Origin of the sequence: Clostridium sp. DFI.1.208 (assembly GCF_024463855.1) — a bacterium.
In the GTDB taxonomy this organism is placed as follows: Bacteria; Bacillota_I; Bacilli_A; order Erysipelotrichales; family Erysipelotrichaceae; genus Clostridium_AQ.
Genome location: NZ_JANGCA010000071.1, coordinates 1 through 16,616 on the forward strand (window position 1 = coordinate 1; position 16,616 = coordinate 16,616).

The 16,616-nt window shown below is 46.4% G+C and carries 10 protein-coding genes; 2 read left to right on the forward strand and 8 right to left on the reverse strand.

Annotation, left to right across the window (positions count from 1 at the left end):
• Positions 1 to 335: 335 nt before the first annotated feature.
• From rsmB to NE665_RS21245, 5 genes are all read right to left on the reverse strand, one after another.
• Positions 336 to 1,583 carry a 16S rRNA (cytosine(967)-C(5))-methyltransferase RsmB gene (gene rsmB / locus NE665_RS21225; RefSeq protein ID WP_117444243.1) on the reverse strand — a complete coding sequence of 416 codons (1,248 nt, stop codon included), beginning with the start codon at positions 1,581 to 1,583 and terminating at the stop codon, positions 336 to 338.
• The gene (locus NE665_RS21230; protein ID WP_117444242.1) at positions 1,580 to 2,359 is read right to left on the reverse strand and encodes a phosphatase PAP2 family protein; all 780 of its coding nucleotides are present in this window, start codon (positions 2,357 to 2,359) and stop codon (positions 1,580 to 1,582) included. Before NE665_RS21230 ends, rsmB begins: the two co-directional genes overlap by 4 nt.
• A 12-nt stretch (positions 2,360 to 2,371) precedes the next feature.
• On the reverse strand, positions 2,372 to 4,540 hold the full coding sequence (gene priA / locus NE665_RS21235; RefSeq protein ID WP_117444241.1) for a primosomal protein N': 2,169 nt from the start codon (positions 4,538 to 4,540) through the stop codon (positions 2,372 to 2,374).
• Positions 4,541 to 4,648: 108 nt separating this feature from the next.
• Entirely contained in the window at positions 4,649 to 5,350 is a 702-nt protein-coding gene (locus NE665_RS21240; protein WP_117444240.1) for an aspartate/glutamate racemase family protein, read from the reverse strand.
• A 92-nt stretch (positions 5,351 to 5,442) separates the two neighbouring features.
• On the reverse strand, positions 5,443 to 8,667 hold the full coding sequence (locus NE665_RS21245) for a leucine-rich repeat domain-containing protein (RefSeq protein ID WP_117444239.1): 3,225 nt from the start codon (positions 8,665 to 8,667) through the stop codon (positions 5,443 to 5,445).
• A 192-nt stretch (positions 8,668 to 8,859) separates the two neighbouring features.
• Here NE665_RS21245 and NE665_RS21250 point away from each other — a divergent pair, with 192 nt between their 5' ends.
• The gene (locus NE665_RS21250; protein ID WP_117444238.1) at positions 8,860 to 9,513 is read left to right on the forward strand and encodes a Crp/Fnr family transcriptional regulator; all 654 of its coding nucleotides are present in this window, start codon (positions 8,860 to 8,862) and stop codon (positions 9,511 to 9,513) included.
• 62 nt (positions 9,514 to 9,575) lie between these two features.
• Here the strand turns inward: NE665_RS21250 and NE665_RS21255 are convergent, their stop codons facing one another.
• From NE665_RS21255 to NE665_RS21265, 3 genes are all read right to left on the reverse strand, one after another.
• Positions 9,576 to 13,265: an EAL domain-containing protein gene (locus tag NE665_RS21255; protein ID WP_233104813.1), complete on the reverse strand. Its 3,690-nt coding sequence runs from the start codon at positions 13,263 to 13,265 to the stop codon at positions 9,576 to 9,578.
• Positions 13,266 to 13,502: 237 nt separating this feature from the next.
• Positions 13,503 to 14,162 (reverse strand): DUF6796 family protein, encoded by a 660-nt coding sequence (locus NE665_RS21260; protein WP_117444237.1) that lies wholly within the window; start codon positions 14,160 to 14,162, stop codon positions 13,503 to 13,505.
• Positions 14,163 to 14,248: 86 nt separating this feature from the next.
• The gene (locus NE665_RS21265; RefSeq protein WP_117444236.1) at positions 14,249 to 15,604 is read right to left on the reverse strand and encodes an MATE family efflux transporter; all 1,356 of its coding nucleotides are present in this window, start codon (positions 15,602 to 15,604) and stop codon (positions 14,249 to 14,251) included.
• Positions 15,605 to 15,715: 111 nt separating this feature from the next.
• On the opposite strand from NE665_RS21265, the gene NE665_RS21270 reads away from it, so the two are divergent.
• Entirely contained in the window at positions 15,716 to 16,393 is a 678-nt protein-coding gene (locus NE665_RS21270) for a Crp/Fnr family transcriptional regulator (protein ID WP_117444235.1), read from the forward strand.
• Positions 16,394 to 16,616: the final 223 nt, after the last annotated feature.

The window sequence follows — 16,616 nt, forward strand, 5'->3', positions numbered from 1 at the left end:
ATCATTTTTGGCATAATAAATGGCAGAAACGTCGACTATTTTTGGGTTTATGAAGTACGTTTCTGCCACAGATATTCTATCAGATTTTAAAAAGACTGTCGACAGTCACTTTGTCAACAGTCTGAAGACAGAGAATCTCTGTCTTTCATACTTTGTATTTATTAAAAGCCTTCCTCTTATCGGTAAGCAGATGATGCTGTCTATCGTATTTTATTTTTTTATGCTTTATCTTTCCACTATTATTTTCAGATATGTATCCTATTTAGATTCTATCCATATACTGTATTCAACGTATCCTCCGGATAAGGTATGAAATCTTTTCAATATGCAATCACTCATGAAACCCTCTGCAGCTTTGCCATATAGAACCCGTCCGTGTGTGCAGTAAACGGAAATATCGTGCGCTCCTCTAAAAGGGTAAAGTTCTCATGTGTCTTTAAAAATGCCTGCACCTGCTTTTCATTTTCCTTTTTATTCAGCGTACAGGTGGAATATACAAGAATCCCATGTTCCTTTACATGCTCGGCACTCTTTGCAAGAATCGCCTTTTGAATCGGAATCAGCGTATCCATATCACCGCTTTGCATATGAACCTTGATATCACTTTTTCTGGCTAAGACCCCATATCCGCTGCATGGCACATCGCACAATACACGATCAAACAGAATACCTTCGATTTCCTTCAGCTCTGTCGCATCCATAACCTGCGGCTTTAAAATCGTAATACCAAGGCGCGCAGCCCCTTCCTTAATCAGCTCTACGCGATGCGCATGGATATCACCACACACAATGCAGCCCTCATTCTGCATCAGCTCCGCCATATGGTTCGCCTTTGTTCCCGGTGCACTGCATACATCAAGAATCTGTTCTCCTTTTTGCGGATCCATGATACGCGCAATCAGCTGACTCGCTTCATCCTGTATGGAAAGCAACCCCTGCGCATACCATGGCGTTGCGGCCAGTGATGCATCATACAGCAAAGCGTCCTCACTCAGATAGCCCTTTTGAAAGGCTGCATCCTCCTGCATCAGCGCATCTCTGGTTATCTTCCATGTATTCACACGTGCAGCATTCGGCTTTGTTTCCATATCCGCTTCACAAATTCTTTGGGCAGTATCCCAGCCGTATTGTGCCTTCCACATCTGTACAAGCCAGGTCGGATGTGATGTTTTAACAGCCAGAATCTCTTCCTCTTTGCCTGTGATTTCCCGCTCTCCCCGACGCTGTACCGCATGCAGTACGGCATTGACCAGCTTCGCCATTTTCACATGAATCTGCTTTTTCGTAATTTCCACAGCATCATTGATAATTGCATAGGCAGGCAGCTTATCCATATAAAACAGCTGATATACACTCAGATCCAGCAATACGCATACCTCATCACTTGGCAGCTTCTTCACACAGTCTTCCCATTGATAGCGGCACAGCCGGTAATTTTGTAGCGTCCCGTATACGATTTGCGTGATCAGCCCCTTATCCTGTGGTTTTGCCTGATCGAGTCCTTTGCGCAGCAATAGATTGCTGTAGGTCTTGTTCAAATAGATATCCTTCAGCATATCAAAGGCGATTCCTCTTGCATTCATAAATATCCTCTCTTCCTAAAAAATTGTCGATAATACAGATAACAGCCATAGGTGATCAGAAAGCCCATCGCTGTATCGCTTAAAAAATGCGCTCCCATGATCATACGCGTGAGCGGCATGCTGATGATTGCCGCACCAAGCAGGAAATAACGCAGAACAGATGGCTTTTCATATGGATTCTTTTTCCATTGCAGCCAGCACAGCAGTGTTGTAAATGCTGTTGTATGACCACTGGGAAAGGAATTGTTCCCATACAGTCCGCATGGCTGATACCAGACACAGAACTGTGTGGCTGCCTGCATGTCGCGATAACGGATACGTCCCCAGGACATTTTGATAATCGTAGTAATCAGGACAGCACTCAGCAAAACAAGGGTGTAAAATACAAAAAACGAAAGATGCTTCTGGATCCAGCCATAGGGAATACGGTGAATCACCACCTGCACAGCCGCGACCAGCAGCGCACCTCCACCAAGCAGAATCAGCTGTATACCACTGCTGGATAAGGAAACCCAATAGTGAAGCGCATCCTGCAGCATATACAAAGCTGCCACATATCCAATCAAAAGATAAAAGGCATTTCCCTTCACACGAAACAGCATCGCCATGGCAATCACTGTCATCATTTGCACAGGAATGAGTAAAAACCGCTCAAAGATCATCCCTGTTACCGGCAGCAGCTGATACAGAGTATCCGTAATCTGATAATCATATAATGCACCGATGACCAGCAATAGCAGTGCCAGTCCTACCGGTATCCATTCTTTTTTCTGCATGACAACCTCCTATCAGTCCAGCATGACCGGCGATACATCGATATCCAGTCTAGCCTTTTCCTTCGCAGCCAGATGAGCATCGTAAACCTCACGGACACACTGTCCCAGCAGCTCCTGCTGTTTTCCCTTCAGCAGAATGCGCATACGAAATTCATCCTTGCGCTTTATCAGCTGTGCCGGTCCCAGAATGCGGTATCCCGCATGTGCTTCCAGTAGTTTTTTTGCTCTGGCAGCCGCCTTTACGACCTCATCCTGAGATATATGGGAAAAAATCATAGAGGCCAGATAGGTATATGGCGGATAGCCGGCAATATGGCGGTATTTCATTTCGTTCTGGAAAAAGGTACGATAATCATGATGTGCGGCACACTGAATGGCATAGTGGGTGGTATCGTATGCCTGAATGATCACTTCGCCATCCTTGCTGCCGCGGCCGCTTCTTCCCACGGCCTGCTCCAGCAGATCATAGGTCAGCTCCGCACTGCGATAATCACTGCGGTTCAGCATAGCATCACCATTGATAATGCCGACCAGTGTCACATTTTCAAAATCCAAGCCCTTTGCGATCATCTGTGTTCCCATGAGAATATCCGCCTTATGCTCACCAAAGGCGCTCAGCAATTCTTCATGTGCGTTCTTTTTCCCTGTTGTATCTGCATCCATACGGATGATTTTCGCGTCAGGGAATTTAATTTGTACAAGCTCCTCCAGCTTCTGCGTACCAAGTCCAAGGTAACGCCATGTATCACTTCCACATTCCGGACAGTAATTCGGCACTGGCATCGTATGTCCGCAGGTATGACATTTCAACTGCTTATCATCCTTGTGATATGACATCGCCACCTCACAATGCGGGCACATAACAACATGCCCGCAACCGATACAGCGCAAAATCGGTGTATATCCTCTGCGATTCAATAACAATATAATCTGTTCTTTTTTCTGCAGCCGCTCATAGATTGCAGCCATCAGCTCATTACTGAGCAGATAGCTTTCTCCCCTGCCTACCGCCTTGCGCATTTCCACCAGCTTCACAGCCGGAAAGCTGCCATTGATGCGGCTTGGCATGTCAATCAAACGATAGACGCCCTTAACTGCGCGGGCATAGGTTTCCAAGGAAGGCGTTGCACTTGCCAAAATGACAAGCGCGTGATGGTATTGCCCTCGATGCAGAGCAATATCACGGCAGTGATAGCGAGGAGAGGAATCCTGCTTATAGCTGGTATCATGCTCCTCATCCATTATGATAACGCCAAGATTATCAAATGGCATGAACACTGCACTTCGTGTACCGACTACGATCTGTACCTGATGGCGGCGGACGAGCTGATATTGTTCATATTTCTCCTGCGCATTCAGTCCGGAATGATAGATTGCCACATGACTTCCAAAGCGTGCCGTTACCCGCTTTACCATCTGCGGTGTTAACGAGATTTCCGGCACCAGAATTAAAACCTGCTTTCCCTGCTGCATCACAGATCGTGCCAGCTGTAAAAACACCTCTGTTTTCCCACTGCCAGTTGCACCATGCAAAAGGACGACCTCATGCTGATGCAGCTGCTGCAGGGTATGCAGGGCCTGTTCCTGCTCCCTGCTTAAGGGCAGATCGCCCTCTGTGACGTTTTGCGGCAAAAGCCTTGCCTGCGCTTCTTTTTCATACACCTGTGCAAGTCCCAGCTCAACCAGCTTTTTTCCTGGAGTCTTATAGATTTGATAAAACTGCGAACGAAGCATTTCCTTCTCTTTCTGCAGAGCCTGCAATGCCGCACGCTGTTTTGGCGTTAAAGCATCCCCATCCTTCACATAGCGTACCCAGGTTTCCAGCTTTGCATGTCCGGATGTTGATTTTGGTTTTAGTTTCGCTGGAAGCATGCATTGAAAGCAGCTGATCATCGGTACCACGCAGGTTTTCGCCATCCATTCCCCTAAGGCAATCAGCTCCTCATTCAGCAGCGGCTCCTCATCAATCACCTTGTCAATCGAACGTATGGTGAATCCGTATGCAGCCGCCTGCTGTTCTGTTATGGTTTCCACCTTCATGACAAAGCCGATGATAGAGGTTTTCCCGAATGGTACCTGTACACGTACACCGCGCTGTAAAGAAAAGCCATCGCATGCATAGGTAAAGGTATGATCCAGATGCATGATGGGATGTTCCACGAATACCTGTGCTATTTTCATATGCCGCCTCCTGTTTGAATGGTATTATTTTATCACAAACAACAGCAGAATCCTATGCTGCATACCAATTTATATACAGACAATATCACAGGGCAAAAAAAACCAGAATTACATATCCTGGTTCAATGCCAGCTCCACCGCTGCAAGTGCATGCAGGCAGGTCGTATCCAGTACAGGAATTGCCACAGCCTCCTGCTGTATCAGCAATGGAATCTCTGTACAGCCTAGAATCACTGCCTCCACGTCCTCTGCTTTTTGATACTTCTGTATGATAGAAAGAAACAGCTGACGGCTTTTGCTGTGAATTTCCCCACGGCACAGCTCTTTGAAAATCACATGATTGATTGCTTCTCTGTCATCCTCATCTGGGATGATTGGCTGAATTCCTTCCGCTCTCATAAACGATGTGTAGAAATCCTGTTCCATCGTATAGCGCGTTCCCAGCAGCAGCGCCTTTTGAATACCGTCCTGCTTCATTTTCTGTACGCATACCTCTGCAATATGAAGAATCGGAATACGCAGCTGGCTCTGTATCTGCCCTGCAACCTTATGCATCGTATTGGTACAAATGATAATAAAATCTGCCCCGGCAGCCTCCAGTTTCATAGCAGCAGCCCCAAGCACAGCCGCAGCCTGTTTCCAGTTTCCACTGCTTTGCAGCTTTTCTATTTCATCAAATTCCATACTGTACAGGATACAACGGGCACTGTGCAATCCTCCCAGTCTTTCCTTCACTGCTTCATTGATCAGCTGGTAGTAGGTCACAGTGCTCTCCCAGCTCATTCCACCAATCATTCCGATTGTTTTCATAGCCTTCACATCCTCTTTGCTCTTTGTTCATTATACCATATATAACACATCAGACAAATACAACGGTCTGTGAAATTGACAGACCGCTGCATTTATTTTCTATTAAAACGACGGATTCCGATACAAAGCAGTGCCAATACAGATACAAGTCCTGCCAGTATCCAGTGTTCATTTCTTGCGGAGTCAAAGGTATCCGCAGCTGTCTGCGATTTTTCATGCGGGCTTGTCTGTTCTGTGGAAGCCGTTGTCTGCTCATGCTTTATATTCTCTGCTTTTGCTGCGTCCTTCTCAAAAGTGACCTGAATCGTATGATTTTTATCTACTGCAGGAAACGTATAGCTGTTCAGCCGTCCCTGTGATTTGCCATCCACAAGAACGTCCTGTACATGATAGCCCTGTGCAGGCACAAAGGTAAATACAGCTTGTGCTCCTGCTTTTATCTGTATAGCTCCCTGCGGGGTGATTGTCCCTTGTCCATTCTTTTCAGCCGTTATCACGTATGCTTCCTTTTGTGCTTCCAGTGCATTGTCCGGGTCCTCATTTGTTTGTATCAGTGAATCTCGATAGGCGATGGCATAGGCTGAAAAGCGGTCACTATACACACTGATTTCATCCTCTGCCCTTTGCACGGGCTCCAGCAGATCAATACGCTGTGTCCCGTCAGCATTTTCATGGATGCGTAAAATATAAAATTCACGGTTTACACCATCGGGGGCAGTCAGCTTTTGCGGAAGGGCAAAGGTCAGAAGGATTGGCTTCGACAGCTGTCTTACTTCTGCTGTACGCTCCTCTGCATCCGCTGTCAGCGTCTTTAACAGCTTTACATCATAGCAGGATGCTAACGTGAGTCCATCTCTTTTCACCTGCTTCTCCAGGAAGCTGCGATCATCTGAATTCGCAGTCTCACGCACATCCATATGAATGCGAAGCTTAGCCCGTGCCTCTTCCTGTAGGCAGAAAATATCGTCATGCTTCACTTCATCCAGCAGTGATGTCAAAGAGGATGCATGTATCTGCTGCTGATCCATTTCAAATATAATTTGCGGATGTCTTTGCATCGCCTCCAGCAGCTCTTCCTTTACCTTATCATCGAGCTGTGCGGATTCATCGTCCATTTGGGTATATTCGGATAATATTTCCAACACCGTCTGCTGTTGTTCTTTATTCAATGGCTCTGTCGTCTGCGGCAGCTTGGCGACATCCTCCTGAATATCCGCTGCCTTTATTTTTTCAAATACTGCCTGTATGTCCAAGTCCTCCTGAACAAGAAGTGACAGCCTGTTGTTTTTCACCTCTTCCACGTACTCTGCCTTGTTGATTTGTACGCTTGTCAGATGGTAGCCTTTCTCCGGCACGAAGGTCAGCACTACATTTCGTCCCTGTACCGGCTTTTTTGTATCCGCCTGAATCTGCCCGTGTGCAGTCTTTTGAATATGCATTGCCTGATAGCGATTAAATGTGATATCCGCTGTCCCCTTCGCTTCCTTGTAATTATATTGTCCCTCGGCATTCTTTTCCGGTGTGAATGTCCATGTATAGGAATGTGTTCCAAGCTGCGGATTCTGCCCTTCATCCCAACGCAGAGTACCCGGTGTATCGCCATCCTGTAAGCGAATATCCGGCAATCCGGTATCCAAATCACAGTCTTTATCAAATTGTGGATGCACACTCGATTGTGACGGTCTCACATCTACTTTAAAACTATGGCGTGTTGTATAAAAAAGGGTGGTTTTGTTGTTTTTTATTCGATATGCCTGTACAGTCACTCGACAGGAAATGGCAAACGGAGCCCTGATATCATGAAATTTATACGTATCCTCCCCCCATCCCTTGAGGATATATTCAACCTGTGATATCGTTTCCCAATTCCACCAGTAATAGAAAACAACGTCTCCTTCTTTTGCCTTATCCAGTGTCGATGCATAGGGATGCTCCGCCTTTACAGAAAGCGCGATATCGTTTCCATCATATACCTTATCAATATCATTACTATAGGTTGCCTTCGGATCTTCATAGATCAAAGCAGCATACAATGTATCCGTTTCCACCGTGTCTGTAACCTTTATTTCCGCAACACCATCAGCCGCTGCCGCCCATTTCATTCGCTCATCATATTGGACACTTGGAAAAGTATAAGCAGCATTTGTTTCCCAGCATCCGTTATCCTGTTTCATCACATTGTACGGTTGATTATATAAACGTTTAATCGTGTCGTACACACCGCTCTTTCCATCCTCAAACCTCACCATTGTTTCATATGTTATTTTAAATTTTGTATGCACTGATGTTAGCCGTTCGTATTCAGCCTTATCCTTACATATTACATAGGGCGATTGGGATGTATCAAATGCCCCATCGACAATCGTTATTCCCGCAGGCAGATATACCGATTGCAGCGCTGTACCGCTGAACGTGTTTTTTCCGATACTTCTGATATTTTCGGGAATGGTAAGCACACCGCATAATCCTGTATTACGAAATACGGAATCCGGTAATGCCGTCAGGTTTATTGGTAGGACCACTCCAGTGATTGCCTTTTGTCCGGAAAATGCAGCTGCTCCCAAGGTTGTCAGCTTTTCCGGTAATACGATATCTCCCTGCAATCCCTGATATAGTTCTCCTTGCCGAAAAGCATTCGCTCCGATCGTGGTAAGTGTATTTGGCATAACAAGCGTCCCGTTAAAACCAGCATTGTGAAACGCATAGCTGGAAATTGTCTCAACACGCTGTGGTAAAATCAAATCTCCAACCATCGATGAACAGCCGTTAAAGGCATAAGAGCCAATCTCTTTCAGCTCTGTTGCCTGCGATAAATCCAGACTGATAAATCGGCATTCTCGAAATATATTGTTTGAAAATCCCAAATAGGACGTATCAAACGCATGCGCATCAATACAGTTTATCCCGGAAGGAATCACTACATGGATATTCTGTTTCTGCTCTGCGGTCAGGTTTTCTATATAGGAAACCTTCAAATGCTGTAACGTTGTCCCATTGATTTCGTAATCTTCCCTTGCAGGAGTAACAGCGTTATCCTCAGCAGCCGCAGCTACTGCTTCCCTTTGAAGCGGCTGCTGTTCTTCCCTTTCTGTAACCGGCTCCTGCTGATTCTTAACCGCATCCACCTGCTGTACAGCCCTGCTATTCTCCTGCTCCTGTACATCTGTCAAAGCGCCCTCCTGCTGTGTAGTCTTCTGTGAATCATGAAACGTCTCTGAGAATGTCCCCTGTGAGAAAATTGTTCCCGATCCGATGCTCACTGTCAGTGCAACAATCAGCATAAGAGAAAGCTTCACCTTCGTTCCTTTCGATATCATAAATTCACCACCATTTCATCGTTACGTTCAGTATAGCACAACAGCTTCTACATAAGTTGACATACAAATAATCCCCAATATACTTGTTTTTGCATAACAGCTTATACCTTCCATGTATACTATACAGGAAGCAGGCAAAAGGAATCCGCAAAGCTTTCATTTCTGCTATAATATTAAGGAAAGGATGAATATATGCACACTTACTTGGAAACCCTTCCCTTCTGGAAGGAGCTTACAGAGGAGCAAAGACATCTGTTGACGACCCATACGATAGAGCGAAGCTTTCAAAAGGGCGATATCCTCGATCACGGAAATCAGGAATGTACCGGTCTGGAAATGATCGTAAAGGGGCAGGCGCGCATTTTCATGATGTCGCCGCAGGGCAGTGAAATCACACTGTATCGCCTATTGGAACAGGATATCTGTGTATTATCGGCAGCCTGTATGATTCACTCTTTGACCTTCACGGTCAGCATGGAATTTGAAACAGATGCCGTGATTCTGCTCATTCCAAAACAAATCCTGCAGAAGGTTTCATCCCAAAACTGTAAGGTAAAGGACTTTACAATGGAGCTGGTTGCGGACCGCTTTTCCTCTGTTATGAACACCATGCACGACGTCATGTTTTCCAGCAACGAGCATCGGCTTGCTCAGGCTCTTCTAACACAGATGCAGCTTCAGGAATCAGACACGCTTCGCCTGACACATGATATACTGGCCCATGAGCTGGGAACTGCACGGGAGGTTGTTTCCCGACTTCTGAAACAGTTTCAAAAGGATGGTCTGCTTCAGCAAGCCAGAGGCTGTATCACCATACTCGATGAACAGCGTCTTTCCAGACTTTGATACAGGCATAAAAAAAACGACAGAAATATTCTTCTTCTGTCGTTTTTTAGCGGTTGGTATTCTTACAGCGGTATGCATGATATGCACTGTGTGCCCTTCCTTATTGTCTCAAGATTCAGAATACTGGCCGCAATATAGCTTTTGTTCTGCTTTCTGACATAGCAGCCCTGAAAGGCCACCCGTAATATTCCGGATGCGGAAATCATACGGATTTCCCCATGACAGCTGCCCGTTTCCTTCATCGATGCGAGCATATTCGTAAACACCGTATGATCCTCTCTTGGAATCAGCTCCAGCATACTGCTGTGAAACTGTTCCCGAATCTGTTTATCATCAATACCAAGAATGGATGTAAAACGTGTACTTATATGCCGAAACAAATAGCCCTCGCAATCGTAGAACTGATGATAGCCGCCTATGGCATGCTCATTCAAAAACCACTGGTCCTCCTGCGCAGCCTGAAGCTTCTGCCGGGCAGCAATGCTTTCATCGATATCCATACAGGAGCTGATGATTGCTAGACGCCCCTGCTCCTCACAAACCACACGACCTCTGTCATATACCCACCGCAGACTGCCGTCCCTGCGCACCATACGATAGCGTGTCGTATATTCCATGCCTTCCTCAAAAGACGTGCCGATATCAAGCGCTACCTGCGCCCGGTCTCCCTGATAAATCGTATTTTCCACCAGACCGTTGATTCCCTGATACAGGTCCTGATAGCTGTCATAGCCCAGAAAACGAATCATTTCCTCATTGGCGAAGTACAGAGGAAAGCCCTCCTCACAATATCCGCCAATCATACCTCCAGGAAAGGAGCTCGCATACAGCAAAGCGGCATACTCCCGGTTCCTCTTTGTCAGCTGCCGTGGTGTATCCTTGTGATCGACAATTCCCAGCAAATGATGCAGCAGCCGCTGGGATTCCATCAATTCCTCTTCCTGATTTTTTATTTTTGTTATATCTGTCAACAGACTGTTATAGATACGCACACCCGCTTCTTCACGGATATAGCGGATATGCTGCTCCACCCATACGGTTTCCCTTGTTTTCGTAAACAGCCGAAATTCCACACTGCAATCCGTTCCCCACAGCTTTGGATTCGACCAGACACGCATTACTTCCTCATGATCACGGGGATCGATATACTCCAGCATCTCGTTTTCCAAAATATCATGCAGCTCCTGCAGGGTATAGCCATGTAAAAAGGTAAGGCCTGCACTGATCACTCTGCAGGAAAGCCGCTGATCAGGAAACACCTGATATTCAAAGATATCTCCCGGCATCGTCTGCAGAATTGCCAGCAGCTCCTTTTGCAGGCTCATTGTGGCACTCACATCACTGACAGAGCCATAGAACAGCTTGCGATTTCCCTGCTTATGCAGGAAAAAGGCCTGCAGGCGCATCCACATAAGCTCTCCATTCAGGCGGTAACGCCGAAAGGTTCCACTTGCTCCCATAGAGCCCGCTTCCTGTGCCTTGCGGAAAATATCCCATACAAGCGGCATATCCTTTGGATAGATCTGACGAGCGATGAAGCTGCTTCGCTCCTGCAAATCCACAGCATTACAGCCTGTAATACGATAATAGCGATCATTTACCATCAGAATCTGTAAATGCGTATCATCTTCTATTTCATATAATGCGATTCCCCCCAGGATGTTGGAAAGCATTGCTTCACTGGTGATATTCTTGTGAAACAAGTCCTCCAGATCAATACTTGGTAATCGCTTTGCCAGCATACCGCGAACATCGATGCGCTGGGCATCCGACAACAGCTCACAGAAGCGCTCCGAATCCATCGGCTTATAAAAATAATACCCCTGCATATATTCGCAATCCAGATTTAACAGACGGTCCACCTGCGCATGCGTTTCCACACCCTCTGCAATCATTCGCAAGCCCAGCCAGCGTCCCATGGATGTGATGGACTCCAGAATACTGGAATTTTTCGTATTCTGATGATCGGAGGTCTCCAGAAACTTCATATCGATTTTCAGGATATCAAGCTCGATATTTGACAGCATATTCAAGGAGGAATACCCACTGCCAAAATCATCCATCAGGACGGTAAATCCGCAAGCACGCAGCTCACTGACCGTTTCAATCAGCTGGTCAAAATTCTCCACATAGGCACTTTCCGTTATCTCAATCTCCAATAGCTGCGGCGGTATTGCATATTTCTTTATGAGTGCAGTGAAAACCTCACACAGCCGAAACTGAAACATATCCACCCGCGAAACATTCACACTGACAGGCACAACCGGCAGCCTTTTCATCAGCCTGTCATGCAGAAACCGACAGACCTCCTCCCATACATAGGAGTCCAGCTTATAGATAAATCCGCTCGTTTCCAGAATCGGGATAAATTCACCGGGCGGAAGAAGTCCACGCTGGGGATGCTGCCATCGCACCAGTGCCTCGGCAGCGAGAATACGGGATGTTCTAGCGCTGACCTGCGGCTGATAATAGACAACGAATTCCCGGTTATCCAGCCCGTTTTTCACACCGAACAATACCTCCTGACGATTCTCGATCAGCTTCTTCATCGATTCCTGATAAACGGCAACGCGGCTTGCATAATTTCCTTTTCTGCTGGCTGCGGCAATCGCTGAGCGATCACACATTTGAGCGATTGGAAGCGTTCGATCCTGAATCATATAAATACCTACCGTCGGAAGAAATTTAATGGTAGCGTCATAATTCTGTATCCAGCCGATGATTTCCGGCTCCAGTTTTTTTACATCACAGGAAGCCTGCGGAAGCAGCATGACGAACTCATCCCCACCAATGCGGGTCGCAATTCCATCAAGCTCCTGTACCTTTTTACGTATCTGATAGGAGATATATACCAGCAGATTATCTCCCTCCTGTATCCCATACCAGTCATTGAAGAGCTTAAAGTGCTCAATATCAAGGTCTACAAGACCGTATTCTGTCGTATTGTCAGTTTGCAGTCGCTCCTGAACAAGCCGTTCAAAGGTTGATTTCTCATACAGATTGGTAAGCTCATCGTAATGCAGCTTATGATCCTTTGGGGCTGCGGGCTTTTGAAGCTTTTTCGCCATATTGTCTATCAGGCAGAGATAGGTATCTGAAAGCTGTTCATTGGTAGAGGCGGTGATTTGAAATTTCATCCAGCGATACGTCCCATCCAGAAGGAGGCGGAAGCTACCAGTGACATGAGTGTATAGAGTGATCCGTTTCTTCAAAGTAGTCAGATTCCAGAAATTTTCAAAATACAGCCGGTCTTCCTTGTATACATACGGTAAAAGCTCCTGTAGCAGCTTTTGCAGAGAACCGTTTTGTGAAAGCTTGGGAAGCCGCTTGGTATTCGCATATAAAAAGGCAAAGGAGTCCGTTTCAATATGAAATTCCAGCAATGCATCGCGCAGCGCCGTCTCCTCCTCCCGCATCTCTCTGCTGATTTTCTCAGGGGATGCAGTACGCATTGATATCAGCGTGCATAAGCCTTCCTGCGGCCATTCCACAGGAATCGCAATGTGCTCCATCCAGGTATCCAGCGCTCGATTATAGATCAGCTTGCTTTCACCCTTCTCAAAGTCCGCTTTTTTCAGGGGACAGTCAAAGCAGGGAGTCCTGCTGTTGCGTAGCTTTCGATGACAGATTGCACGCTGTCCGCAGTTGGGAAAGGTCTGTTTTGCAGTTTCATCCATATAAACAATTTCATATTTCCGATTGATTACAAAAACACCCTTTTCAATTTCTACAAAGCTCTGCTCTTTATCCATAGGCGTACTCCTTTATGAGGGAAGGCTTGATCATTATACTTTCTTATATTGTACTATTTTCCAGACAAAACCTCAATGAAGTTTCCCATGTTCCCATGTATTCCGATAATATCCTGCGATTTAGACTTCTTTAAATACAATGCTGTGGGAATCATCAAAAGGAAACATGCTCGTTTGTGAAGCAGTCCTGCAGGATAGGGAGGAGTACCCAGCATGTATGTGAAACCGCCGGTGTGCTTAGCCGCAGGATGCCGCCCAGACAGCTACCAACCCCAGCATGGCCAGTCCCATACTGGGCATGATAATACCCGGAAGATCATAAAACACATGCGGGTACAGTCTTCTCAGGGTTACTCCGATCAGCGTCAGCGATAGCGGCGTGCAGAATATCATAAAAAAGGGTACATCCAAATACCCCAGTCCTATTGCGATGGCACACAATATCGAGGTAACACCAACCAGCAATGCATACAGCAAAACGAACGGAAGCTTAACTGCATCAAACTGCGTATTAATCAGCTCGTCAGCAAAGGAAATATCCTGATTCCTCCTGCTGGTCTTGTACAGAAGCGGCATCAGACAGACAAAGGTATGGATGAAGAAGCCGCCAATGCTTCCGACAAGTGATACCATCCAGAATACCAAAGCAAAAACAGGATTGCTTTTCGCCATCAACATGGATAGTGCACACAATCCCAGAAAATACATCGGCACCCCCAGCATTGCCAGAAGGATGGAGCAGCGAAACCGTCTGCTGTCCATCGTATCCCATGCACTGTTGATATAACCGTGCGCTCCCAGCTCTTGATTATGCTTTCCCTTTATGTCCAGCAGCAGATCACCACAGGCACATAGCAGTCCACCCGCAATCCCAACATACCCGAACAGCGTTATCATATTCCTTCACCCCTTCTAAGTTAGATAGATATAACTTACATCTCTATCCTATTCCTTTTACAGGTTGGTGTCAATCCCTTTTTGCTTTATGCATTCAGCTGTAGCCTTTTATAGTCAGATCGTGTACGCTTTTTCATATAGAAGCAGATTACAGCGATCATCGCAATGGAGGAAAGCGGAGAAACAAGTCCGTAAACGGCAAGCACATCCACCTCATAATGCAGCAGTGCAAAAAGCAGTGGTACACGGATCAGCAAAGCGCCCGCACAGCTGTTCAGCATTGTGACGATCGTTTTCTCACTTCCGTTCAAGTAGCCGTTCATACAAAACAATACGGAAACGGCAAGATAGTCCAGACTGCAGCTTTTCAAAAAGGGGATGCCGGCGGAAATGACTTCAGCATCTTTCGAGAACAGAGAAATCATCGATTGCGGGGAGCATTGTGCCCATAGGAAGAACAACAGGGAACAAGCAAAAGAGATGCCGATTCCATAGCGGACAAAGCTTACCGCACGCTCCTTTTTATCCGCTGCCAGATTTTGTGCTGTTAAGGCCGTCAGCGCATTTGAAATCGAGGTTGCCGGCAGCATGGCAAAGATATCAAACTTACTGGCAATTCCCACAGCGGATGCTGCATATATGCCAAAGCCGTTGGTGATGGCAGTCAGATACAGAAAGGAAAAGCGCACCATACATTCCTGAAAGGATACCGGGATACCGATACCGATCAGCTCCCGCAATACCGCTTTATCCAGCTGCAGGGATGCTCTTGAAAAACGAAAGACAGAGCCTTGCCGACGCATATACCATACCGCGATCAGCATGCTGATTCCCTGTGAAGCCACCGTGGATATTGCGGTACCTGCTACTCCCATGTGAAGAACGCCTACCGTGAACAAATCCCCTGCGATATTGCAAACACAGGCAGCTGCCACAAACAACAGCGGACTCACAGAATCCCCATATCCTCTTAGCAATGCGCTCAATGCATTGTATTCACAGATAAAGAATATGCCCAGTGTACAGATAAGCACATATTGATATGCCTCTGCCATAGCATCCTGCGGCACCTGCAGCAGCTGTAGAAGTGGCCCTGTGCAAATGGCAAGCACCAGAGTAAGCAGGACGGAAAACAGTGCAAAGAACGTAATCGTCGTACCGACTGTTTTTTCCATATAGTCCAGTTTTCGGCTGCCCATATAGCGAGCGACAAGTATCGTGGCACCAAGGGTCAGACCACAGATGATACTGGTTATGATCTGTGTTACCTGCGTACCTGTAGAAACGGCCGCAATGCTTTGCGGGGAACAATAGGCTCCGATAATCATCAGATCGGCAGCGCCATACAGTGCCTGCAGCAGATTGGCAAGCAAAAACGGTATGGAAAAGCGCAGGAGTACCTGAACGATGGAGCCCTGTGTAAGTGATACTGCGTGTTTCATAACATCTCTCCCTTTTATTTCTGTACCTATTGTAAAGGCTGTACTTCCAAATTTCTGTAGCCTATGCTACAATTCATACAGAAAAATCATATGATGGAAGGGAGAGCGTACATGAGTCAAATAAAAATACCGGAGGAGCTGTATCACTGCTTTGAAGCGGCAGGCTATCTGCAAAGCTATGAACCGAATGAGGATATCTATTTGCAGGGAGAGGATGCCAGCCGCATTTATTTTATCAAAAAAGGACGTGTGCGGGCCTATTATATCACCACAGGAGGACGAGAGCTTACATTTGAAATCATCGAAAAAGGGAGAATTTTTGGAGAATCCTCCTTCCTCACACAATGTGCAAGACCGGTTTGTGTAGCTGCTGTCACACCGGTGGAGCTGATGGCCTGCGATCTGAATCAGCTGTATGCCTATATGGAAAAGTCAGCGAAGCTTATGCAGCTCATGCTACAGCTGCTATCCAATACCTGTAATCATCTGACAGCACAACTGCGCCGCATCACCCTGTATGACCGCTATCAGCGAATCGCAAGTCTGTTATTATCAGAAACGCAGCATCCAGATTTTGACCGCGGTGTCACTGCCTCCAGTATCCCCTATACACAGGAGGATCTGGCGTTGATTCTGAATCTGAACCGCGTGACTGTAAACAGGGTCTTACAGGAGTGGAAAAAGCTGCAGGTCGTCGCTGTTTCCTATGGGCGCATCACCATTCTGAATCGCACCTATTTACAGCGTCTGTTTCCTACCGCCAATCCTGTGCAGGCCGCAGCACAGTGATATCATCGCATTTCAATTCAACACAGCTGCTGTCAGCTACGTACCATGTATGTACTTTCTGCAGCGCACAGAAAAAGCACAGGCTTCCCATATAACGGATATCTAAATTATCGTAGGGATAAGTTAGCCCTCTAAATTATCAGAGGGTCAAGATGAAGGTAAGCTCTAAATTTTGGTAGGGTCAATCTTTTTGTTCATTTATAAAAAAACCTTTCGTTGTATG

Excerpts from the sequence above, each read along its gene's own strand:
- rsmB (WP_117444243.1), bottom strand. The coding sequence starts at position 1,583 with ATGAATGCAAGAGGAATCGCCTTTGATATGCTGAAGGATATCTATTTG.
- NE665_RS21230 (WP_117444242.1), bottom strand. The coding sequence starts at position 2,359 with ATGCAGAAAAAAGAATGGATACCGGTAGGACTGGCACTGCTATTGCTG.
- priA (WP_117444241.1), bottom strand. The coding sequence starts at position 4,540 with ATGAAAATAGCACAGGTATTCGTGGAACATCCCATCATGCATCTGGAT.
- NE665_RS21240 (WP_117444240.1), bottom strand. The coding sequence starts at position 5,350 with ATGAAAACAATCGGAATGATTGGTGGAATGAGCTGGGAGAGCACTGTG.
- NE665_RS21245 (WP_117444239.1), bottom strand. The coding sequence starts at position 8,667 with ATGATATCGAAAGGAACGAAGGTGAAGCTTTCTCTTATGCTGATTGTT.
- NE665_RS21250 (WP_117444238.1), top strand. The coding sequence starts at position 8,860 with ATGCACACTTACTTGGAAACCCTTCCCTTCTGGAAGGAGCTTACAGAG.
- NE665_RS21255 (WP_233104813.1), bottom strand. The coding sequence starts at position 13,265 with ATGGATAAAGAGCAGAGCTTTGTAGAAATTGAAAAGGGTGTTTTTGTA.
- NE665_RS21260 (WP_117444237.1), bottom strand. The coding sequence starts at position 14,162 with ATGATAACGCTGTTCGGGTATGTTGGGATTGCGGGTGGACTGCTATGT.
- NE665_RS21265 (WP_117444236.1), bottom strand. The coding sequence starts at position 15,604 with ATGAAACACGCAGTATCACTTACACAGGGCTCCATCGTTCAGGTACTC.
- NE665_RS21270 (WP_117444235.1), top strand. The coding sequence starts at position 15,716 with ATGAGTCAAATAAAAATACCGGAGGAGCTGTATCACTGCTTTGAAGCG.